This is a genomic window from Streptococcus oralis (assembly GCF_019929365.1).
GTDB classification, from domain to species: Bacteria; Bacillota; Bacilli; order Lactobacillales; family Streptococcaceae; genus Streptococcus; species Streptococcus oralis_BT.
Genome location: NZ_JAHZPH010000001.1, coordinates 664,939 through 685,569, shown reverse-complemented (window position 1 = coordinate 685,569; position 20,631 = coordinate 664,939). Strand labels below are relative to the sequence as shown.

Here is a 20,631-nt window from a genome sequence, read left to right as displayed (position 1 = left end):
ATGGTGTAAGAAAAGGGGGACTTTTGTTTGAAATGGTAGGAACTGTCACGAAATTAAAATGAAGTTCTTACATAAGCGAATCTTAAAAAATTTCATTTTGGTTTTAAAACAGTTCAAGAAAATCAAAAACTATTCTATTTGAAAGAGAGGTGCCGACTGTGAAAGTCAATAAAATTCGTATGCGGGAAACAGTGATTTCCTACGCTTTCCTAGCACCAGTGTTATTCTTCTTTGTCATCTTTGTCTTGGCTCCTATGATTATGGGATTCATTACAAGTTTCTTTAACTACTCCATGACTAAATTTGAGTTTGTGGGCTTGGACAACTACATTCGCATGTTTAAAGACCCTGTCTTTATGAAGTCTTTGATCAATACCGTTATCCTGGTTATTGGATCTGTTCCGATTGTGGTTCTCTTCTCGCTCTTTGTAGCATCTCAAACCTATCATCAAAATGCCATTGCCCGTTCTTTCTATCGTTTCGTCTTCTTCCTTCCTGTAGTTACAGGTAGTGTTGCCGTAACGGTTGTATGGAAATGGATCTATGACCCCCTATCAGGGATTCTAAACTTTGTCCTTAAGTCAAGCCACATCATCAGCCAAAACATTTCTTGGCTGGGTGACAAAAACTGGGCTTTGCTAGCGATTATGATCATCCTTTTGACAACATCTGTTGGTCAACCGATTATCCTTTATATCGCTGCCATGGGGAATATTGACAACTCACTTGTTGAAGCGGCGCGTGTTGACGGTGCGACTGAGTTTCAAGTGTTTTGGAAGATCAAATGGCCTAGCCTTCTTCCAACAACCCTTTACATCGCGATCATCACAACCATCAACTCATTCCAATGTTTCGCCTTGATTCAATTGTTGACTTCTGGTGGTCCAAACTACTCAACAAGTACCTTGATGTACTACCTTTACGAAAAAGCATTCCAATTGACAGAGTACGGCTATGCCAATACTATCGGTGTCTTCTTGGCAGTGATGATTGCCATTGTCAGCTTTGCTCAATTCAAGATCCTCGGAAACGACGTAGAATACTAAAGAAAGGAGACAGTTATGCAACCTACACAAAAGAAACCCTTAACAGCTTTCACTGTTATCTCAACGATTATCTTGCTCTTGTTGACCGTACTGTTCATCTTTCCATTCTACTGGATCTTGACAGGGGCCTTCAAATCACAGCCTGATACCATTATGATTCCACCACAATGGTTCCCTAAAATGCCAACCATGGAAAACTTCCAACAACTCATGGTGCAAAACCCTGCTATGCAGTGGATGTGGAACTCTGTATTTATCTCACTGGTAACCATGTTCTTAGTCTGTGCAACCTCTTCTCTAGCAGGTTATGTCTTGGCTAAAAAACGTTTCTATGGTCAACGCATCCTCTTTGCAGTCTTTATCGCTGCCATGGCTCTTCCAAAACAAGTTGTCCTTGTGCCATTGGTGCGTATCGTCAACTTCATGGGAATTCACGATACACTTTGGGCAGTTATCTTGCCTTTGATCGGATGGCCATTCGGGGTCTTCCTCATGAAACAATTCAGCGAAAACATCCCTACAGAATTGCTTGAATCAGCGAAAATCGACGGTTGTGGTGAGATTCGTACCTTCTGGAGCGTAGCCTTCCCTATCGTGAAACCGGGATTTGCAGCTCTTGCGATCTTTACCTTCATCAATACTTGGAACGACTACTTTATGCAGTTGGTTATGTTGACCTCACGTCAAAACTTGACCATCTCACTCGGGGTTGCAACCATGCAGGCCGAAATGGCGACCAACTACGGTTTGATCATGGCGGGTGCGGCCCTTGCAGCCGTGCCAATCGTAACAGTCTTCCTTGTCTTCCAAAAATCCTTCACACAGGGTATCACTATGGGAGCGGTCAAAGGTTAAGACCTTGCGAAAATCGAATTCAAACTACGTCAGCATCACCTTGCCATACTTAAGTATTGCCAGCGGTTAGCTTCCTAGTTTGTTCTTCGATTTTCATTGAGTATAGGAAAAACTGTCTATCAAAATTCAGAAGAATATGTTATAGACTAAGAGAAATATAGTTTCATAAGTGTCTACAAAATGGAGAGTATGCAGTTACTTCGTGAAGTTTTGTCAGACACTTATCAACTTAATTTATGATTTTAGTTAACTATCAGAAACGAAGGAAACAGTATGATTTTTGACGATTTGAAAAACATCGCCTTTTACAAGGGAATCCATCCCAATCTAGACAAGGCTATCGACTATCTCTATCAGCACCGTAAGGATTCTTTCGAACTCGGTAAGTATGAGATTGACGGGGACAAGGTCTTTCTAGTTGTTCAGGAAAATATCCTCAATCAAGCTGAAAATGATCAATTTGAACACCATAAGAACTATGCAGACTTGCATTTACTGGTAGAAGGACATGAATATTCGAGCTACGGTTCACGTATCAAAGATGAAGCAGTAGCATTCGACGAAGCGAGTGACATTGGTTTTGTCCATTGTCATGAAAAATACCCACTCTTGTTGGGCTATCACAATTTTGCGATTTTCTTCCCAGGAGAACCTCACCAGCCAAATGGCTACGCAGGGATGGAAGAAAAAGTTCGCAAGTATCTCTTTAAAATTTTGATTGATTAAAAGAATCAGGAGGAGCAAACATGGCACAAAAAGGAGTAAGCCTTATCAAGGCAGCATTTGATACAGATAATTTTCTCATGCGTTTCAGTGAGAAAGTCTTGGATATTGTGACAGTCAATCTTCTTTTTGTCGTCTCTTGTTTGCCCATCGTGACGATTGGAGTGGCGAAAATCAGCCTCTATGAAACCATGTTTGAGATTAAGAGAAGCAGACGGGTACCAGTCTTTAGAACTTATCTAAGAGCCTTCAAGCAAAATCTGAAACTGGGTTTCCAATTAGGTTTGCTGGAGTTAGGCATTGTGTCATTAAGCCTTCTAGATCTCTATCTCTTCTGGGGCCAAACAGTTTTACCTTTTCAGATTGTGAAAGCTATTTGTTTAGGGATTCTCATCTTCCTCACTCTGGTGATGTTGGCTAGTTATCCCATCGCTGCGCGCTATGATTTGTCTTGGAAAGAAGTGTTGCAAAAAGGGCTTATCTTGGCAAGTTTTAACTTTCCATGGTTCTTCCTCATGTTAGCCATTCTCTTTCTCATTGTGATGGTTCTTTATCTATCCGCCTTCACTCTCCTTCTGGGTGGGTCAGCCTTTATACTCTTTGGTTTTGGTTTGCTGGTCTTTCTCCAAGTAGGATTGATGGAGAAAATTTTCGCAAAATACCAGTAGGATGAGATCTTTCTGAAACTACTTTCAATCGTTATAGTTTCTAAAATACAAGTAGAAACTAAAATCTAAGTGTATACAAGATATTGAAAGCGATTTTCACAAGGTGTATACTAAACTTGTAAAAAATAGAACTGCTCTCAGCAGAAAAAAGAAATCTTAGGAGAAAATCTATGTCAGATTTGAAAAAATACGAAGGTGTCATTCCAGCCTTCTACGCATGTTACGATGATCAAGGAGAAGTAAGCCCAGAGCGCACACGTGCTTTGGTTCAATACTTCATTGATAAGGGAGTTCAAGGTCTCTATGTCAATGGTTCTTCTGGTGAATGTATCTACCAAAGTGTGGCAGATCGCAAATTGATTTTGGAAGAAGTCATGGCAGTTGCCAAAGGAAAATTGACTATCATCGCCCATGTTGCCTGCAACAATACCAAAGATAGTATGGAACTTGCTCGCCACGCAGAAAGTTTGGGTGTAGATGCCATTGCAACGATTCCACCGATTTACTTCCGTTTGCCAGAATACTCAGTTGCTAAATACTGGAACGATATCAGTTCTGCAGCACCAAACACAGACTATGTTATCTACAACATTCCTCAATTAGCAGGTGTTGCTTTGACTCCAAGTCTCTACACTGAAATGTTGAAGAATCCTCGTGTTATCGGTGTTAAGAACTCTTCTATGCCAGTTCAAGATATCCAAACCTTTGTCAGCCTTGGTGGAGAAGACCACATCGTATTCAATGGTCCAGATGAACAGTTCCTAGGTGGACGACTTATGGGTGCTAAAGCTGGTATCGGTGGTACTTACGGTGCTATGCCAGAACTCTTCTTGAAACTTAATGAGTTGATTGCAGAGAAAGATTTGGAAACAGCGCGTGAATTGCAGTATGCTATCAACGCAATCATTGGCAAACTAACTGCTGCACATGGAAATATGTACGGTGTCATCAAAGAAGTTTTGAAAATCAATGAAGGTTTGAACATTGGTTCAGTTCGTTCACCATTGACGCCAGTGACTGAAGAAGATCGACCAGTTGTAGAAGCAGCTGCAGCCTTGATTCGTGAAACCAAGAAGCGCTTCCTCTAATCCATAAGGAGGTATTTATGACACACTACGTTGCAATTGATATCGGTGGAACCAATATCAAATATGGTTTGATTGACCAAGAAGGTCAACTTGTTGAATCGCATGAAATGCCAACTGAGGCGCATAAGGGTGGTCCTCATATCTTACAAAAAACCAAAGATATCGTAGCCAGCTATTTAGAAAAAGGCCCAGTAGCAGGTGTTGCCATTTCTTCGGCAGGGATGGTGGATCCAGATAAGGGTGAGATTTTCTACGCTGGTCCTCAGATTCCCAACTATGCAGGAACCCAGTTCAAGAAGGAAATCGAGACGAGTTTTACTATTCCTTGTGAGATTGAAAATGATGTCAACTGTGCAGGTCTGGCTGAGGCAGTATCTGGTTCAGGAAAGGGAGCGAGTGTCACACTTTGCTTGACCATTGGAACAGGTATCGGTGGTTGCTTGATTATGGATGGGAAGGTCTTCCATGGATTTAGCAATTCGGCCTGCGAAGTCGGTTACATGCACATGCAGGATGGAGCATTCCAATACCTGGCTTCTACGACAGCTTTGGTAGAATATGTGGCAGCGGCTCACGGTGATCCAGTTGATCAGTGGAATGGCCGACGCATTTTCAAGGAAGCCACTGAAGGAAATAAAATCTGTATGGCAGGTATTGACCGCATGGTAGATTACCTTGGGAAAGGTCTGGCAAATATTTGCTACGTTGCCAATCCAGAAGTAGTCATTCTCGGTGGCGGTATCATGGGGCAAGAGGCTATCCTCAAACCAAAGATTCGCGCATCCTTGAAGGCCGCCTTGGTACCAAGCTTAGCTGAAAAAACACGATTAGAATTTGCCCATCACCAAAATACAGCAGGGATGTTGGGAGCCTATTATCATTTTAAAACAAAACAATCCTAGTTTGGAACTATAGAATTAAGAAAAACACTGAATCACTACTCGAGTGAAAACTGTTTTGCTTAATTCTTTTTTTATTGAAAAATTTGAGCCAAAGGATGTAATCGTGAGAAACTAGGAGAAAATAACCGACTTGCATGAGAAGTTAAGGAGAGAGCAATTCTATCATCCATTGAATTGATATTTAGCTTGAGTAAATGGAAAAATGATATAATGAGATGGACGAAAAATTGACAAATTAAAATTTCTAGAGGTAAGAGAAGTGTGGCAACACATCCAATTTAAATCGAAATACTATAAAATTGCGAGGAGATTGTAAGATGAACAATTATATAAAATTAAATGAAGATAGATGGAATAATGTAAAAAATGACTACACTGAGCCATTGACACAGGAAGAATTAGAAGAAGTTAGAAAACATCCAATTTCTGTTGCCTTAACTGTTGGGAAAAAAGTTCCGATAGAATGGTTTGAAAAAGCAAACGGGAAAAAGATATTAGGGTTAGCTTGTGGTGGTGGACAGCAGGGTCCCGTTTTTGCTGCAAAAGGTTATGATGTCACCATCATGGATTTTTCCACATCACAATTAGAAAGAGATGAGTTGGTTGCTAAAAGAGAGGGCTTAAAAATCAATACCGTTCAAAGCGATATGACAAAACCATTTCCATTTGAAAATGAAACTTTTGATATTGTTTTTAATCCGGTTTCAAATGTATACATAGAGAATTTAGAAAACATGTATAAAGAAGCCTCTCGCGTATTGAAAAAGGGCGGTTTGTTAATGGTCGGATTTATGAATCCCTGGATCTACATGTATGATGCTGACACTGTATGGGACAAACCCGATGAGGAATTACTTTTAAAGTTTTCACTACCTTTTAATTCAAGAGACCTTGAAGAGGAAGGCAAAATCACCATCAATCCAGAATATGGATATGAATTTAGCCATACCTTAGAAAGTCAGATTAGAGGACAACTAAAAAACGGCCTCGCTATGATCGATTTTTATGAATCGTGTGACAAAAGACATAGATTATCACCTTATGGAAATGACTACATCGCTACACTTTGCATTAAACTATAATCTTATAGAACGTACTTCTGAAGAATAGCTCGTTTTATTTTACGATTAGAATTTGTCCATCACCAAAATACCGCAGGGATGTTAGGTGCCTATTACCATTTAAAAACAAAACAATCCTAGTTTGGTTCAACCAAACTAGGATTTTCTAACGCGTTTTTGTCTACGATAGCCGTTGAGTTTTTTATTTTCCCAATAGCTGTTAAAGATTTTTTCTTTGCTCTCGCGATTGATTTCTAAAAAGTAGGCATAAATCAAATCTATTAAAATGAGCATAGGGAGTTGAGCGGAAATACGCTGGATGTAAGAAGATTGACTGTGGCTTGCGACAAGGACCGTTTCGGTATAGGCATGACTGTTTTTGTTTGGAGCGCTGGTAAATAAAATGGTCTTGGCACCCATTTCCTTGGCATCCAACAAACTATCGAGGACGGATTGGGTAGTTCCTGATAGGGAAAAGCCAAGTACCAGACAGTTTTCATCCATGATACTGGTCGTCCAAGCAAAGCCATCCCGATCGGTCAAAGCTTCACAGACAACACCTAGACGCATAAAGCGCAGTTTCATCTCACGGGCAATCAGACCAGAACTTCCCGTCCCAAAAAAGTAAACTCGTTCAGCGTCATCGATTAATTGGGCGACGCGTTCCAGTTGTTCTTCGTCAATCAAATCCTGAGTTTGTTCTCGCATGATACTGTAGCTTCGCAAAACACGTTTGGTCAAAGGACTGTGTTTGTGCGAATGAGTGTCCGGTTTACTAGCCTGATGCTGGTATTGAAAGACGAACTCTCGGTAGCCTGTAAAACCACACTTTTTGGCAAAGCGGGTCAAGGCTGCTTGGGAGATATGTAATTTCTGGGTAACTTGCTGAGAAGAGAGATCATCTTGGATCGTTTCAGCTTGTAAAAAATAGCGAGCGATTTCTTGCTCGAGCTCGGTTAATTCTTCAAAATGGAGATCGATTATGGTTGCGATATCTGGCTTGTTCATGAGGCTCCTTTTTATGAGTCAAAGTCTTAAAAGTTAACGCTTTCCTAACTATTACTATCATTATATCATAGAAAATAGGATAACCAAATAAAAAGGCATTTTCAGTTAAAAGTCAAAAAATGCTTCGACTTTTCCAAGAGTTTCTCCGTAAAATATGGTACAATGAAATGTACTGAGCTTTACCTGTTTGCTCTATTATTTTAGGGGAAATAAGGGTAAAAATCAGAAATTTTTCTAGAAAAGAGTCTTAGCTGTATGAGAAAATTTAATAGCCATTCGATTCCGATTCGGCTTAATTTATTATTTGCGATTGTCATCCTGCTCTTTATGGCCATTATTGGTCGTTTGTTATACATGCAGGTGCTCAATAAAGATTTCTATGAAACAAAATTGGCCTCAGCCAGCCAAACAAGGGTAACAACCAGTTCAGCTCGTGGACAGATCTATGATGCGGCAGGGAAACCCTTGGTAGAAAATACTGTCAAGCAAGTTGTTTCTTTCACACGAAACAATAAAATGACAGCAACTGAATTGAAGGAGACAGCCAAGAAACTCCTCACGTATGTAAATGTAACCTCTCCTGATCTGACAGATCGACAGATTGCAGACTACTACTTGGCGGACCAGGATATTTACAAAAAAACAGTCGAATCCTTGCCAAGCGACAAACGCCTGGATTCAGATGGGAACCGCTTATCGGAAGCGACACTTTACAATAATGCGGTTGAAAGCATTGACGTGAGTCAACTTAATTATACAGATGACCAGAAAAAGGAAATCTATCTCTTTAGTCAGCTCAATGCCGTTGAAAATTTTGCGACGGGTACCATTTCTACGGATGCCTTAGATGATACCCAAGTTGCTCTCGTTGCGTCAGCGTCCAAGGAATTACCAGGTATCAGCATTTCAACCTCATGGGATCGTAAAGTACTGGATACATCTTTATCGACAATCGTCGGTAGCGTTTCAAATGAAAAGTCAGGACTTCCAGCAGAGGAAGTTGATGCCTATCTCAAAAAAGGGTATTCTCTCAATGACCGAGTGGGAACTTCCTATCTTGAAAAGCAATATGAAGATGTTCTTCAAGGCAAACGCTCCGTCAAAGAAATCCACCTCGACAAACACGGAAATATGGAAAGTGTGGAAAATGTCGAAGAAGGAAGCAAAGGAAACAACATCAAGTTAACGGTTGACCTAGCTTTCCAGAATGGTGTGGACGACCTACTCAAGAGCTACTTCAACTCAGAGTTGGGCAATGGTGGAGCCAAATACTCTGAAGGAGTCTACGCTGTAGCTCTTAATCCTAAAACCGGAGCAGTTTTGGCCATGTCAGGTGTCAAGCATGATGTCGAATCCGGAAAATTAAGTTCAGATTCGCTTGGAACGGTAACCAATGTCTTTGTCCCAGGTTCGGTTGTTAAGGCAGCAACTATCAGCTCTGGTTGGGAGAATGGAGTTTTGTCAGGAAATCAAACCTTGACAGACCAACCGATTGTCTTCCAAGGTTCAGCTCCGATTAATTCTTGGTACACTCAGGCCTACGGTTCATTTCCGATTACAGCTGTAGAAGCTTTGGAGTATTCATCTAATGCCTACATGGTTCAAACGGCTTTGGGTATCATGGGTCAAACTTATCAACCTAATATGTTTGTTGGAACTAGTAATTTGGAATCAGCTATGGGGAAATTGCGTGCGACATTTGCGGAATATGGTCTAGGTGCTTCAACGGGCATCGACCTTCCAGATGAGTCAACTGGTTTTATACCAAAAGAGTATAATTTTGCTAATTACATTACCAATGCATTTGGCCAGTTTGATAACTATACTCCAATGCAATTGGCCCAGTATGTTGGAACCATTGCCAACAATGGTGTTCGGATTGCACCTCACATTGTTGAGGGGATTTATGGAAATAATGAACATGGTGGTTTAGGGAACTTAATCCAAACTATTGATACCAAAGAAATGAATAAAATTAATATTTCTGAGTCTGATGTTTCCATCCTCCAACAAGGATTTTATCAAGTTTCTCACGGTGGAAGTTCTCTGACAACAGGTCGTGCCTTTTCAAATGGCGCAGCCGTTTCCATCAGTGGAAAGACAGGTACTGCCGAAAGTTACGTTAATGGTGGTCAAAAAGCCAATAATACCAACGCGGTCGCCTATGCACCGACCGAAAATCCCCAAATCGCGGTCGCGGTCGTCTTTCCTCATAACACCAACCTTACAAACGGTGTCGGACCTTCGATTGCACGCGACATTATCAATCTTTATCACCAACACCATCCAATGAATTAGAAAGGAACTTATGCTGTATCCAACACCTATTGCCAAGCTGATTGATAGCTATTCAAAGTTACCAGGTATCGGGATTAAAACGGCTACCCGCCTAGCCTTCTATACTATTGGAATGTCTGATGACGATGTCAATGAATTTGCCAAAAATCTCCTGTCTGCTAAGCGGGAATTGACCTATTGTTCCATCTGTGGTCGTTTGACGGATGATGACCCTTGCTCAATTTGTACGGACCCGACTCGAGACCAGACAACGATCTTGGTGTTAGAGGATAGTCGCGATGTGGCTGCTATGGAAAATATCCAAGAATACCACGGCCTCTATCACGTCTTGCACGGCCTCATTTCTCCTATGAATGGTATCAGCCCAGACGATATCAACCTCAAGAGTCTTATGACCCGTCTCATGGATAGTGAGGTTTCAGAGGTGATTGTGGCAACCAATGCGACAGCGGATGGAGAAGCGACATCTATGTACCTTTCTCGCCTCCTCAAACCAGCTGGTATCAAGGTTACTCGCCTAGCACGAGGTCTAGCCGTGGGAGCAGATATCGAGTATGCGGACGAAGTCACACTCTTACGAGCCATTGAAAATCGGACAGAGTTGTAGGAGTAGACAAATTTACGAACTCAATTCATTTATACAAGAATGGGGAGACCGAGTTTGTCGTTATCGGTCTCTTTTTTTATATTTCTTGACTACCAGTACCATGTTCAAGTTTCAAAAAAGAAGCAAATATGATATACTAGGGTGCGAGTATTCTATTAGAAAATAGGACAGTAATATGAAACAAACAATTATTCTTTTATACGGTGGACGTAGTGCAGAGCGTGAGGTCTCTGTACTATCAGCTGAGAGTGTCATGCGTGCGGTCAACTACGACCGTTTCACAGTCAAGACTTTCTTTATCAGTCAGTCAGGTGACTTTATCAAAACGCAAGAATTTAGCCAGACTCCGGGGCAAGAAGATCGTCTCATGACCAATGCGACCATTGACTGGGATAAGAAAGTTGCACCAAGTGCTATCTATGAGGAAGGTGCAGTGGTCTTTCCAGTCCTTCATGGTCCAATGGGAGAAGATGGCTCTGTTCAAGGATTCCTTGAAGTTTTGAAAATGCCTTACGTTGGTTGCAACATCTTGTCATCCAGTCTTGCCATGGATAAAATCACGACTAAACGTGTTTTGGAATCTGCTGGTATTGCCCAAGTTCCTTATGTGGCTATCGTCGAAGGTGATGATGTGACTGCTAAAATCGCTGAAGTTGAAGAAAAATTGACTTATCCAGTCTTCACGAAGCCGTCCAACATGGGTTCCAGTGTAGGTATTTCTAAGTCTGAAAACCATGAGGAACTCCGCCAAGCTTTGGAGCTCGCCTTCCAATATGACAGTCGTGTCTTGGTAGAGCAAGGGGTGAATGCCCGTGAAATCGAGATTGGTCTCTTGGGCAACTATGGTGTTAAGAGCACGCTTCCTGGTGAAGTGGTCAAGGATGTTGCTTTCTACGACTATGATGCCAAGTATATTGACAACAAGATTACAATGGATATCCCAGCTAGAATTAGTGATGATGTAGTAGCTGTCATGCGTCAAAATGCAGAAACAGCCTTCCGAGCGATCGGTGGTCTCGGTCTGTCTCGTTGTGATTTCTTCTATACAGATAAGGGCGAGATTTTCCTAAACGAGCTTAATACTATGCCGGGTTTCACCCAGTGGTCTATGTACCCACTACTTTGGGACAATATGGGAATCAGCTACCCAGAACTAATCGAACGTTTGGTTGACCTTGCCAAGGAAAGCTTTGACAAGCGCGAAGCGCATTTGCTATAAAATGAAAGAGAGGGTAGAAGCCAGAACTATCACTGCAAGGTGAGTCGAGTTCGTGGACTTCAGCCCTTTTTAAAGGAGTAGAAATGAAATTAACAATCCACGAAGTGGCACAAGCTGTTGGAGCTAAAAATGATGTGACAGTTTATCCAGATAGTCCGCTAGTTAAGGCAGAGTTTGACAGTCGTTTGATTGGGCCAGGTGATTTGTTTGTGCCCCTTAAAGGTGCGCGCGATGGTCATGACTTTATCGAAACGGCTTTTGAAAATGGTGCAGCAGTAACCTTATCCGAGAAAGAGGTTGCAAATCATCCCTACATTCTAGTAGATGATGTTTTGTCTGCCTTTCAAACTCTCGCAGCCTACTATCTTGAAAAAACGGCTGTTGATGTCTTTGCTGTTACAGGTTCAAATGGTAAGACGACGACCAAGGATATGCTGGCGCATTTACTGTCAACAACCTACAAGACCTACAAAACTCAAGGCAATTACAATAATGAGATTGGACTTCCCTACACAGTTCTCCATATGCCTGAGGGGACAGAAAAGTTGGTCTTGGAGATGGGGCAGGATCACTTGGGAGATATTCATCTCTTGTCTGAATTGGCTCATCCTAAGACAGCCATCGTGACCTTGGTTGGAGAAGCCCATTTGGCCTTTTTCAAAGACCGTTCAGAAATTGCTAAAGGCAAAATGCAAATTGCAGATGGCATGGTTTCGGGTTCCTTGCTTTTAGCTCCGACTGACCCTGTTGTAGAGGACTACTTGCCAACTGATAAAAAGGTGGTTCGTTTTGGGCAAGGAGCAGAGCTGGAAATTACAGACTTGGTTGAGCGCAAGGATAGTCTGACCTTTAAGGCCAATTTCTTGGAACAAGCCCTTGATTTGCCAGTGACTGGTAAGTACAATGCTACCAATGCTATGATTGCTGCTTATGTGGCTCTACAAGAAGGAGTTTCAGAGGAGCAAATTCGTCAAGCCTTTCAGAACCTAGAATTGACCCGTAATCGTACTGAGTGGAAGAAAGCAGCCAATGGAGCAGATATCCTGTCAGATGTCTACAATGCTAACCCAACAGCCATGAAGTTGATTTTAGAGACTTTTTCGGCTATTCCTGCCAATGAAGGTGGTAAGAAAATTGCTGTCTTGGCAGACATGAAGGAACTCGGTGACCAGTCTGTTCAACTCCATAATCAGATGATTTTGAGCCTTTCCCCAGATGTGCTTGATACGGTTATTTTCTACGGGGAAGACATTGCTGAATTGGCCCAACTTGCCAGTCAAATGTTCCCAATCGGTCATGTATTCTACTTTAAGAAAACTGCGAGCGAAGATCAATTTGAAGACCTTGTCAAGCAGGTCAAGGAAAGCCTCGGTGCCAATGACCAAATTCTGCTCAAAGGCTCGAACTCTATGAATCTAGCTAAGTTGGTAGAAAGTTTAGAGAATGAATGCAAGTGATTTTGTCAAGCATCTTCAAAGAATGCTAGCCATTACGGATACTGGATTAACCTTTACAAAAGATCCTTTTGACCGTGAACGCTACGAGGACTTGCGTGCGATCTTATCTGATATTTTGAGAGAAACTACAGAACTAAAGCAAGAGGAAGTAACGGAGCTCCTGAGACCAACTTCCGCTTACGCAACTCCTCTGATGGACGTCCGTGCTTGGATTGTTGAGAATGAAAAAGTATGTTTAGTTAGAGGAAAAGGGGAGGATAGTTGGGCTTTGCCAGGTGGATTTGGTGAAGTCGGCTACTCTCCAACCGAAAATATTCTCAAAGAAATTAAAGAAGAAACCGGTTTTACAGCAAAGGCTGAAAGGTTACTTGCAGTTTTTGACACCAATCGTTTCCAACTACAGAGCAAACAATATGCAAAGTTTGTCTTTGAATGTCAACTTCTTGACGGACAATTTCAAGAAAATCAAGAGATTGCCGACCTTCAATTTTTTGCTATTGACCAACTGCCAGCCTTATCTGAAAAACGCATCACCAAGGAACAAATGGAGATTCTTTGGCAAGTTTATCAGGGACAAAGAGAGCAATATATTGATTAGGTTATGCTAGAGAAGTCTGCAAATCAAAAAAGGGTGTTTGTAAGATGCATTTCTGCGATACAAATGATATAATAGGTTGCGAATTTAAGACACAAGTGTTCTATGCATGGCATGGAATCAAGCTTTTTCAAAAAAATTTAAAAGCTAGAATAGTGAGCTTTCTACTACTCTGGCTAGATGAACGAGGAATAGAATATGAATTTGTGGGAACAATTATTTACCACACAGATATCAGAACCGCCCCAGTTTGAACTCCACTGGTATATTGGTTTGTTATGTTTACTGGCTATTACTTTCTATATTTCTTATCGTTACCGCGACAAGGTGGCTTACCAGCGCTTCATTCAGATCCTTCAGTCTCTTCAACTGATTGTTCTGTATAGCTGGTATTGGGGAAATCACATGCCCTTATCAGAAAGTTTGCCTTTCTATCATTGCCGTATCGCCATGTTTGTTATGCTCTTGATTCCAGGGACTTCCAAGTACAAGCAATACTTTGCACTTCTAGGAACCTTTGGAGCAACTGCAGCTCTGGCATACCCACTCTTTGACCCTTATCCGTTTCCACACGTGACCATCCTGTCCTTTATCATCGGGCATGTGGCACTTTTGGGGAATGCGCTCCTATACTTGTTTAAGAATTATGAAGCTTCCCTGCTCAATTTGAAGAATGTGACAGTGATTACATTTTCTCTAAATGCCTTGATAGGAGTTGTCAACTTGGTTGTAGGTGGGGATTATGGTTTTTTAAATAAACCACCACTAGTGGGAAATCACGGACTATTGGCGAATTACCTCATCGTGTCCAGTGTGTTGGTAGCAGCTATCAGCTTGACTGCAAAAGTACTAGAGGTCTTTTTGCAACAAAGAGCAGAAAAAATGATTCAAGAGAAAGCTTAAAAAGGCCTTCTCTTTTTTGATTAAATATGCAAAATATAGCTGTAAGGATATAAAAATAATGATTGCTCCTGAGAAAAATTGTTTAAAAGACTTTTACAAAAAACCTAGAGGAAATTTATGAAAAACTAAGCACGATTGGATTTTTTGTGTTATAATATTTTGTGAATAGCTGTGTCTCGTCACAGTTATTGAAAATAGAAGTGAGAAACTTGGAAGACAGAGAGGACGCAATGTAATGACTAGAGATGGTTTTTTTACAGGCTTAGATATCGGAACTAGCTCCATCAAAGTGCTGGTTGCCGAACATAGAGATGGTGAAGTGAATGTAATTGGCGTTAGCAATGCCAAGAGTAAAGGTGTCAAAGACGGGATTATCGTTGATATTGAGGCTGCTGCTTCAGCAATTAAATCCGCAATTTCCCAGGCAGAAGAGAAGGCAGGAATTTCAATCAAGTCTGTCAATGTTGGTTTACCAGCAAATCTCTTGCAGGTTGAACCAACTCAAGGAATGATTCCTGTAACATCAGATACAAAAGAAATTACAGATCAAGACGTAGAGAATGTTGTCAAATCAGCTTTGACTAAGAGCATGACGCCTGATCGTGAAGTGATTACTTTCATTCCAGAAGAATTTATCGTAGATGGCTTCCAAGGTATTCGTGACCCTCGTGGGATGATGGGGGTGCGTTTGGAAATGCGTGGCTTACTTTACACAGGACCTCGTACCATTCTTCATAACCTTCGTAAAACCGTGGAGCGTGTGGGAATTCATGTTGACAACGTCATCATCTCACCATTAGCCATTGTAAATTCAGTTCTCAACGAGGGAGAACGTGAGTTTGGTGCGACAGTGATTGATATGGGTGGTGGACAGACTACAGTTGCAACCATTCGCAATCAAGAATTGCAATTTACAAATATCTACCAAGAAGGTGGAGAATATGTCACTAAAGACATTTCCAAAGTCTTAAAAACTTCCCAAAAAATCGCAGAAAGTTTGAAACTCAACTATGGTGAAGCTTATGTTCCACTAGCAAGTAACGAGACTTTCCAAGTTGAAGTCATTGGTGAAGTAGAGCCCGTTGAAGTGACAGAAAGTTACTTAGCAGAAATTATTTCAGCACGTATCAAACATATTTTTGATCAAATTAAACAGGAGTTAGACAGAAGACACTTGTTGGATCTACCAGGTGGTATCGTTCTGATCGGCGGAAATGCGATTTTACCAGGAGTTGTCGAATTGGCGCAAGAAGTGTTTGGTGTTCGAGTGAAACTCTATGTGCCAAATCAAGTGGGAATTCGCAACCCTGCTTTTGCACATGTAATCAGCTTGTCTGAGTTCGCAGGTAAATTGACAGAAGTGAATCTTCTGGCTCAAAAGGCAGTCAGAGGAGATGAATTCCTTCGTCAAAAACCAATTAATTTTGGTGTTTCAAATCAAAGTGTGACACCGATTATACAATCAACTCCAGTGCAACCAGCTACTGCAGCAACTGAAATCACACCTGACAGTGGCCTTGCTCCAAGAGACGAATTCCAAGCAAGTTCTCAAGATAAACCGAAATTAACAGACCGTTTCCGTAGCTTGATCGGAAGCATGTTTGATGAATAAAAGAGGAAAAGAAATTATGACATTTTCATTTGATACAGCAGCTGCTCAAGGTGCAGTTATTAAAGTAATTGGTGTCGGTGGAGGCGGTGGTAATGCTATTAACCGCATGATCGACGAAGGTGTTTCAGGCGTAGAATTCATTGCGGCGAACACAGACGTACAAGCCTTAAGCAGTACAAAAGCTGAAACAGTTATCCAACTCGGACCAAAGTTGACTCGTGGTTTGGGTGCTGGAGGTCGACCTGAGGTTGGTCGTAAGGCTGCTGAAGAAAGCGAAGAAGCATTGACAGCAGCAATTAGCGGGGCAGACATGGTTTTCATCACTGCTGGTATGGGTGGAGGATCTGGAACAGGTGCTGCCCCAGTGATAGCGCGTATTGCTAAAGATCTTGGTGCCCTTACAGTTGGTGTTGTGACACGTCCTTTCGGATTTGAAGGAAGCAAACGTGGTCAGTACGCTGTAGAAGGAATCAACGAACTTCGCGAGCATGTTGATACTCTATTGATTATCTCAAACAACAACTTGCTAGAGATTGTTGACAAGAAAACACCACTTCTTGAAGCTCTTAGCGAGGCAGATAACGTCCTTCGCCAAGGTGTTCAGGGGATTACAGACTTGATTACCAACCCAGGTTTGATCAACCTTGACTTTGCCGATGTGAAAACTGTCATGGCAAACAAAGGAAATGCCCTTATGGGTATCGGTATTGGTAGTGGTGAAGAGCGTGTCGTTGAAGCAGCTCGTAAAGCGATTTACTCACCACTTCTTGAAACTACCATTGACGGTGCTGAAGATGTCATTGTCAACGTTACTGGTGGTCTTGACTTGACCTTGATTGAAGCAGAAGAAGCTTCTGAAATCGTCAATCAAGCAGCAGGTCAAGGAGTGAATATCTGGCTTGGAACTTCTATTGACGAAAGCATGAAGGATGAAATCCGTGTTACTGTTGTAGCGACAGGTGTTCGTCAAGAGCGAGTGGAAAAAGTTGTTGGTTCTCCAGTAAAACAAGCGGCTCGTCGTGAAGCCTCAAGACAACCGCACCCTCAAAATTTTGATCGTCGTTTTGACCTAGAAGATACAGCAGAATTACCAAAACAAAGCCAACGACGCTTTGAAACAAGTCAATCTTCTGCTTTTGGTGATTGGGACTTGCGCCGTGAATCAATCGTTCGTCAAACTGATTCAGTCGTATCACCTGTAGAACGTTTCGAAGCACCGACTTATCAGGACGAAGATGAGTTGGACACACCTCCATTCTTCAAGAATCGCTAATCAATGGATTTGAAAAAAAATACAGAGTTCGTTTTTCAGCAGGTCGCTGAAGCTAGCCGAGAAGCCAATCGTGATCCAGCTTCTGTTTCAATTATTGCAGTGACGAAATATGTGGACGTAAAAACAGCGGAAGCCCTGCTTCCCCTGGGTGTTCATCATATTGGTGAAAATCGTGTTGATAAATTTTTAGAAAAATATCAGACGTTAAAAGAATTCCCTGTCACTTGGCATTTGATTGGAACGCTACAAAGACGGAAGGTCAAAGAAGTAATCCCTTTTGTGGATTACTTTCATGCTTTAGATTCCTTAAAATTGGCGCAGGAGATTCAAAAGAGAACAGATCATGTTATCAAGTGTTTCCTACAGGTCAATATTTCAGGAGAAGAAAGCAAGCACGGTTTTTCAAAAAAAGAATTACTAGAACTTTTGCCAGACTTGGCTCAGCTAGATCAGATTGAGTATGTTGGTTTGATGACCATGGCTCCTTTTGAGGCAGATTCTGATGAATTGAAACAAATTTTCAAGAAAACTCAGGATCTGCAAGCAGAAATTAGAGAAAAACAAATTCCTAATATGCCGATGACAGAGTTGAGCATGGGCATGAGTCGTGACTATAAGGAAGCGATTCAATTTGGTTCGACCTTTGTTCGAATTGGCACAGCATTTTTTAAATAGGAGAGATCTATGTCTTTAAAAGATAGATTTGATAAATTTATAGATTATTTTACAGAAGATGGGGAAGAAACAACTGCGACTTATCAACCTCAGGATGAGCAGATGATTGTTTCATCGAGTTCAGCTTCTAAAGAACTGCCAGCGCAGTTTCAATCAACCACTTCAAAAGATGCAAACATCACTCGCTTACATGCTCGCCAACAAGAATTGGCTATGCAAAGCCATCGTACAGATGAAAAAGTAACGATTGATGTTCGTTATCCTAGAAAATATGAGGATGCAACAGAGATTGTGGATTTATTGGCTGGAAATGAAAGTATCTTGATTGACTTCCAGTACATGACAGAGGTTCAGGCTCGTCGTTGTCTAGACTATCTGGACGGTGCCCGTCATGTTTTGGCAGGTAATCTGAAAAAAGTTGCGAGTACAATGTATTTGTTGACACCAGTCAATGTGGTTGTGAATATTGAAGATATCAAGTTGCCTGATGATTCTCGAAGTGCAGAATTTGGTTTTGATATTAAACGAAGTAGAGCGAAATAATGATTTTTCTGATTCGTCTGATCCAAAATGCAGTGAATATCTATTCCCTGCTTTTGTTAATCTATGCACTCCTCTCTTGGTTTCCAAATTCTTATGGTAGCTCGCTTGAACGTTTACTGGAAAAACTTATTAAACCGATTGTTGATCCACTTCGCCGTTTACCTTTACAATTTGGAGGTTTGGATTTATCCATTTGGCTGGCAATCGTAATCGTCCGTTTTTTGGGTGACAGCTTGATTCGTTTCTTGTTAATACTATGATGACAAATAAAGCGATTTACCAGCACTTTTCCCTTGATGATGCTCCCTTTATTGATAAGGGATTAGAGTGGATCAAGCGAGTGGAAGATACTTATGCTCCTGTTCTCACTGCTTTTGTCAACCCGCATCAGGAACAGATACTGAGGGTTTTGGCTGGGACCTATGGACTGGGCTGTGTGAGTAGCGGAGAATATATCCATACGGAATTTGTCCGTGTCCTTCTGTATCCGGACTATTTCAGTCCGACACTGTCAGATTTTGAAATGGCATTGCTAGAGATCCGTTATCCAAGTAGGTTTGAACAGCTAACACATGCAAAGATTTTGGGGACAATCATCAATCAACTAGGAATTGATCGTAAGCTCTTTGGTGATATCTTGGTAGATGAAAAGAGAGCACAGATTTTTGTCAATCGTGATTTTATCCCTCTGTTTCAGGACGGGATACAAAAGATTGCTAGACTACCTGTGTCGCTGGAGGAATGTCCTTTCACCGATAAAATCATATCTGAGATCAATTATCAAGAACAAGATATTTTGATTTCCAGTTTTCGTTTGGATGCCCTCTTATCAAGTGCCTTGAAATTATCCAGAAAGCAGGCTAGTCAACTCATAGAGAAAAAATCTGTTCAGGTAAACTACCACTCCATTGAAAAATTAGATTATCTAGTAGCTGTAGGGGATTTGATTAGTGTGAGAAAGTTTGGTCGTCTGAAGATTGTCAAAGAAAATGGGCAAACTAAAAGGGATAAGATAAAACTGACTATCCAATTATTATTAAGTAAGTGAGGAAAAGTATGCCAATTACATCATTAGAAATTAAAGATAAAACCTTTTCTACGAAATTCAGAGGGTTTGATCCAGAAGAAGTAGATGAATTTCTTGATATTGTTGTTCGTGATTACGAGGACTTAGTCCGCAATAATCACGAAATGGAAAGACACATTAGAAGTTTAGAAGAGCGCTTATCTTACTTTGATGAGATGAAGGATTCGTTGAGCCAGTCTGTTTTGATTGCTCAAGATACGGCTGAACGTGTAAAGCAAGCTGCTCAAGAGCGCTCAAACAATATTATTCAACAGGCTGAGCAAGATGCCCAGCGCCTCCTTGAAGAGGCAAAATACAAGGCTAATGAAATCCTACGTCAGGCAACAGATAATGCTAAGAAAGTAGCTGTTGAGACAGAAGAGTTGAAGAACAAGAGTCGTGTATTCCATCAACGCCTCAAGTCTACGATTGAGAGCCAGTTGGCAATTGTCGAATCTTCAGATTGGGAAGATATTCTTCGTCCGACTGCGACTTATCTCCAAACAAGTGATGAAGCCTTCAAGGAAGTCGTAGGTGAGGTCTTGGGAGAAGCTGTTCCTTCGCAACCAGAAGAAGAGCCGATTGATGTGACTCGCCAATTTTCACCTGAAGAAATGGCTGAGTTACAAGCCCGCATCGAAGCAGGTAACAAAGAATTAGCTGAGTTTGAAGCTCAGCAGATTAACAATCAAGCGGAAAGTCATGTGTTAGATATCAATACGGTTGTAGAAGAGATACAGTCTCATTCAGTTGAGCCACAACATGAGGATTCAGAAATCGTGACAGAGTATTTCTCAGTATCGCCATCAGCAACTGGAACTGCTTCTTCAACTACTAAACATGAAGCACAACAAGAATCCGTTACAATATTATAAGAAATAAATGTGAGAACAAGATTTAACCAACTATATTTCCAGCGAGTAGGAGACGGTGTGAGTCCTGCAATCCCTAGTGGTCAGATTATCCTCTCAAGCAATCCAGTCTGAAAGCAGTAAGACAGGACGTTCCCCACGTTACGGGAAAAGAGGGGAA

General features: G+C 41.4%; 21 protein-coding genes. 20 read left to right on the top strand and 1 reads right to left on the bottom strand.

Annotated features, from left to right (window positions below; genetic code table 11):
- Positions 1 to 179: 179 nt before the first annotated feature.
- From K1I53_RS03505 to K1I53_RS03475, 7 genes are all read left to right on the top strand, one after another.
- On the top strand, positions 180 to 1,046 hold the full coding sequence (locus tag K1I53_RS03505; protein WP_161800156.1) for a carbohydrate ABC transporter permease: 867 nt from the start codon (positions 180 to 182) through the stop codon (positions 1,044 to 1,046).
- Positions 1,047 to 1,061: 15 nt separating this feature from the next.
- Positions 1,062 to 1,901 (top strand): carbohydrate ABC transporter permease, encoded by an 840-nt coding sequence (locus K1I53_RS03500; protein WP_001183243.1) that lies wholly within the window; start codon positions 1,062 to 1,064, stop codon positions 1,899 to 1,901.
- 273 nt (positions 1,902 to 2,174) lie between these two features.
- Positions 2,175 to 2,627, top strand: coding sequence for a YhcH/YjgK/YiaL family protein (locus K1I53_RS03495; protein WP_223328397.1), 453 nt, complete (start codon positions 2,175 to 2,177; stop codon positions 2,625 to 2,627).
- 20 nt (positions 2,628 to 2,647) lie between these two features.
- On the top strand, positions 2,648 to 3,292 hold the full coding sequence (locus tag K1I53_RS03490) for a YesL family protein (protein WP_223328395.1): 645 nt from the start codon (positions 2,648 to 2,650) through the stop codon (positions 3,290 to 3,292).
- 170 nt (positions 3,293 to 3,462) lie between these two features.
- The gene (locus K1I53_RS03485) at positions 3,463 to 4,380 is read left to right on the top strand and encodes a dihydrodipicolinate synthase family protein (RefSeq protein ID WP_223328393.1); all 918 of its coding nucleotides are present in this window, start codon (positions 3,463 to 3,465) and stop codon (positions 4,378 to 4,380) included.
- Positions 4,381 to 4,397: 17 nt separating this feature from the next.
- Entirely contained in the window at positions 4,398 to 5,282 is an 885-nt protein-coding gene (locus tag K1I53_RS03480) for an ROK family protein (protein WP_223328391.1), read from the top strand.
- 317 nt (positions 5,283 to 5,599) lie between these two features.
- Positions 5,600 to 6,364, top strand: a complete 765-nt coding sequence (locus K1I53_RS03475) for a class I SAM-dependent methyltransferase (protein ID WP_223328389.1) — start codon at positions 5,600 to 5,602, stop codon at positions 6,362 to 6,364.
- A 135-nt stretch (positions 6,365 to 6,499) separates the two neighbouring features.
- On the opposite strand, the gene K1I53_RS03470 is transcribed toward K1I53_RS03475, so the two are convergent.
- Positions 6,500 to 7,351 (bottom strand): MurR/RpiR family transcriptional regulator, encoded by an 852-nt coding sequence (locus tag K1I53_RS03470; RefSeq protein WP_223328387.1) that lies wholly within the window; start codon positions 7,349 to 7,351, stop codon positions 6,500 to 6,502.
- A 255-nt stretch (positions 7,352 to 7,606) separates the two neighbouring features.
- On the opposite strand from K1I53_RS03470, the gene pbp2b reads away from it, so the two are divergent.
- From pbp2b to K1I53_RS03405, 13 genes are all read left to right on the top strand, one after another.
- Positions 7,607 to 9,649 (top strand): penicillin-binding protein PBP2B, encoded by a 2,043-nt coding sequence (gene pbp2b, locus K1I53_RS03465; protein WP_223328385.1) that lies wholly within the window; start codon positions 7,607 to 7,609, stop codon positions 9,647 to 9,649.
- A 10-nt stretch (positions 9,650 to 9,659) separates the two neighbouring features.
- Positions 9,660 to 10,256 (top strand): recombination mediator RecR, encoded by a 597-nt coding sequence (gene recR / locus K1I53_RS03460; protein WP_000966754.1) that lies wholly within the window; start codon positions 9,660 to 9,662, stop codon positions 10,254 to 10,256.
- A 175-nt stretch (positions 10,257 to 10,431) separates the two neighbouring features.
- Positions 10,432 to 11,475 carry a D-alanine--D-alanine ligase gene (locus K1I53_RS03455; RefSeq protein WP_223328383.1) on the top strand — a complete coding sequence of 348 codons (1,044 nt, stop codon included), beginning with the start codon at positions 10,432 to 10,434 and terminating at the stop codon, positions 11,473 to 11,475.
- An 83-nt stretch (positions 11,476 to 11,558) separates the two neighbouring features.
- On the top strand, positions 11,559 to 12,932 hold the full coding sequence (locus tag K1I53_RS03450; RefSeq protein ID WP_223328374.1) for a UDP-N-acetylmuramoyl-tripeptide--D-alanyl-D-alanine ligase: 1,374 nt from the start codon (positions 11,559 to 11,561) through the stop codon (positions 12,930 to 12,932).
- Positions 12,919 to 13,530, top strand: a complete 612-nt coding sequence (locus K1I53_RS03445; protein ID WP_223328373.1) for an NUDIX hydrolase N-terminal domain-containing protein — start codon at positions 12,919 to 12,921, stop codon at positions 13,528 to 13,530. Before K1I53_RS03450 ends, K1I53_RS03445 begins: the two co-directional genes overlap by 14 nt.
- A gap of 195 nt (positions 13,531 to 13,725) precedes the next feature.
- Positions 13,726 to 14,430: a YwaF family protein gene (locus tag K1I53_RS03440; RefSeq protein WP_223328370.1), complete on the top strand. Its 705-nt coding sequence runs from the start codon at positions 13,726 to 13,728 to the stop codon at positions 14,428 to 14,430.
- Positions 14,431 to 14,665: 235 nt separating this feature from the next.
- Positions 14,666 to 16,042 (top strand): cell division protein FtsA, encoded by a 1,377-nt coding sequence (gene ftsA / locus K1I53_RS03435; protein ID WP_000196334.1) that lies wholly within the window; start codon positions 14,666 to 14,668, stop codon positions 16,040 to 16,042.
- A 16-nt stretch (positions 16,043 to 16,058) separates the two neighbouring features.
- Positions 16,059 to 17,315, top strand: coding sequence for a cell division protein FtsZ (ftsZ, locus tag K1I53_RS03430; RefSeq protein WP_223328368.1), 1,257 nt, complete (start codon positions 16,059 to 16,061; stop codon positions 17,313 to 17,315).
- A 3-nt stretch (positions 17,316 to 17,318) separates the two neighbouring features.
- A complete protein-coding gene (locus tag K1I53_RS03425) occupies positions 17,319 to 17,990 on the top strand; it encodes a YggS family pyridoxal phosphate-dependent enzyme (RefSeq protein ID WP_223328366.1) in 672 nt (223 codons plus the stop codon).
- Between the two features lie 9 nt (positions 17,991 to 17,999).
- The gene (locus K1I53_RS03420; RefSeq protein ID WP_223328364.1) at positions 18,000 to 18,533 is read left to right on the top strand and encodes a cell division protein SepF; all 534 of its coding nucleotides are present in this window, start codon (positions 18,000 to 18,002) and stop codon (positions 18,531 to 18,533) included.
- On the top strand, positions 18,533 to 18,793 hold the full coding sequence (locus K1I53_RS03415; RefSeq protein WP_223328362.1) for a YggT family protein: 261 nt from the start codon (positions 18,533 to 18,535) through the stop codon (positions 18,791 to 18,793). The genes K1I53_RS03420 and K1I53_RS03415 overlap by 1 nt, the downstream gene beginning before the upstream one ends.
- Positions 18,790 to 19,581, top strand: coding sequence for an RNA-binding protein (locus K1I53_RS03410; RefSeq protein WP_223328356.1), 792 nt, complete (start codon positions 18,790 to 18,792; stop codon positions 19,579 to 19,581). The genes K1I53_RS03415 and K1I53_RS03410 overlap by 4 nt, the downstream gene beginning before the upstream one ends.
- Positions 19,582 to 19,589: 8 nt before the next feature.
- Positions 19,590 to 20,474, top strand: a complete 885-nt coding sequence (locus K1I53_RS03405; protein WP_142358233.1) for a DivIVA domain-containing protein — start codon at positions 19,590 to 19,592, stop codon at positions 20,472 to 20,474.
- Positions 20,475 to 20,631 lie beyond the last annotated feature (157 nt).

What these genes read in the sequence shown, in the direction of transcription:
- K1I53_RS03410 (WP_223328356.1), top strand. Translation starts at nt 18,790, where the DNA reads ATGATGACAAATAAAGCGATTTACCAGCACTTTTCCCTTGATGATGCT.
- K1I53_RS03450 (WP_223328374.1), top strand. Translation starts at nt 11,559, where the DNA reads ATGAAATTAACAATCCACGAAGTGGCACAAGCTGTTGGAGCTAAAAAT.
- K1I53_RS03490 (WP_223328395.1), top strand. Translation starts at nt 2,648, where the DNA reads ATGGCACAAAAAGGAGTAAGCCTTATCAAGGCAGCATTTGATACAGAT.
- K1I53_RS03405 (WP_142358233.1), top strand. Translation starts at nt 19,590, where the DNA reads ATGCCAATTACATCATTAGAAATTAAAGATAAAACCTTTTCTACGAAA.
- ftsZ (WP_223328368.1), top strand. Translation starts at nt 16,059, where the DNA reads ATGACATTTTCATTTGATACAGCAGCTGCTCAAGGTGCAGTTATTAAA.
- K1I53_RS03475 (WP_223328389.1), top strand. Translation starts at nt 5,600, where the DNA reads ATGAACAATTATATAAAATTAAATGAAGATAGATGGAATAATGTAAAA.
- K1I53_RS03415 (WP_223328362.1), top strand. Translation starts at nt 18,533, where the DNA reads ATGATTTTTCTGATTCGTCTGATCCAAAATGCAGTGAATATCTATTCC.
- K1I53_RS03440 (WP_223328370.1), top strand. Translation starts at nt 13,726, where the DNA reads ATGAATTTGTGGGAACAATTATTTACCACACAGATATCAGAACCGCCC.
- ftsA (WP_000196334.1), top strand. Translation starts at nt 14,666, where the DNA reads ATGACTAGAGATGGTTTTTTTACAGGCTTAGATATCGGAACTAGCTCC.
- K1I53_RS03485 (WP_223328393.1), top strand. Translation starts at nt 3,463, where the DNA reads ATGTCAGATTTGAAAAAATACGAAGGTGTCATTCCAGCCTTCTACGCA.
- K1I53_RS03495 (WP_223328397.1), top strand. Translation starts at nt 2,175, where the DNA reads ATGATTTTTGACGATTTGAAAAACATCGCCTTTTACAAGGGAATCCAT.
- K1I53_RS03470 (WP_223328387.1), bottom strand. Translation starts at nt 7,351, where the DNA reads ATGAACAAGCCAGATATCGCAACCATAATCGATCTCCATTTTGAAGAA.
- K1I53_RS03420 (WP_223328364.1), top strand. Translation starts at nt 18,000, where the DNA reads ATGTCTTTAAAAGATAGATTTGATAAATTTATAGATTATTTTACAGAA.
- K1I53_RS03505 (WP_161800156.1), top strand. Translation starts at nt 180, where the DNA reads ATGCGGGAAACAGTGATTTCCTACGCTTTCCTAGCACCAGTGTTATTC.
- K1I53_RS03500 (WP_001183243.1), top strand. Translation starts at nt 1,062, where the DNA reads ATGCAACCTACACAAAAGAAACCCTTAACAGCTTTCACTGTTATCTCA.
- K1I53_RS03445 (WP_223328373.1), top strand. Translation starts at nt 12,919, where the DNA reads ATGAATGCAAGTGATTTTGTCAAGCATCTTCAAAGAATGCTAGCCATT.
- pbp2b (WP_223328385.1), top strand. Translation starts at nt 7,607, where the DNA reads ATGAGAAAATTTAATAGCCATTCGATTCCGATTCGGCTTAATTTATTA.
- recR (WP_000966754.1), top strand. Translation starts at nt 9,660, where the DNA reads ATGCTGTATCCAACACCTATTGCCAAGCTGATTGATAGCTATTCAAAG.
- K1I53_RS03455 (WP_223328383.1), top strand. Translation starts at nt 10,432, where the DNA reads ATGAAACAAACAATTATTCTTTTATACGGTGGACGTAGTGCAGAGCGT.
- K1I53_RS03425 (WP_223328366.1), top strand. Translation starts at nt 17,319, where the DNA reads ATGGATTTGAAAAAAAATACAGAGTTCGTTTTTCAGCAGGTCGCTGAA.
- K1I53_RS03480 (WP_223328391.1), top strand. Translation starts at nt 4,398, where the DNA reads ATGACACACTACGTTGCAATTGATATCGGTGGAACCAATATCAAATAT.